At 61.8% G+C, this 502-nt stretch carries 1 protein-coding gene; it reads right to left on the reverse strand.

Annotated features, from left to right (window positions below; genetic code table 11):
• Positions 1-502: ATP-binding cassette domain-containing protein (locus AB1462_RS31730; protein WP_367249035.1), on the reverse strand; the 502-nt coding region annotated here is incomplete at both ends.

Here is a 502-nt window from a genome sequence, read left to right on the forward strand (position 1 = left end):
GCGTTCCGCAAGGCGCTTCGAAAGCGTGCGTCCCGCAAAGGTGACGCTGCCCTGCTCGGGCGGCAGAAGCCCGGTTATGGCGCGTGCTAGCGTCGATTTTCCGGAGCCGGATTCGCCGACCACCGCCAATGTCTGTCCCGCGAAAATATCGACGGAGACGTCCTTCAGAACCTTCACCTTGCCGCCGCCATAAGAGGCGGTGATGTTCTTGGCAGACAGGACAGGCTTTTCGCCGGGGGCTTGTTCCTGATGCTCGATCTCGTGCACGGAAACCAGCGCGTTGGTGTATTCCTGACGCGGATGCTTGATGATCTGCTGTGTGCCGCCCCATTCGACCAGCTTGCCGTGGCGCAGAACCATGATTTCGTCGGACACCTGCGCAACGACCGCGAGATCGTGCGTGATGTAGAGCGCGGCGACGCCGGTATCGCGGATCGCATCCTTGATGGCAGCGAGCACGTCGATCTGCGTGGTTACGTCGAGAGCGGTTGTCGGCTCGTCG

The sequence above is a fragment of the Pseudomonas sp. SB113 genome (assembly GCF_040754745.1).
GTDB classification, from domain to species: domain Bacteria; phylum Pseudomonadota; class Gammaproteobacteria; order Pseudomonadales; family Pseudomonadaceae; genus Aquipseudomonas; species Aquipseudomonas grimontii.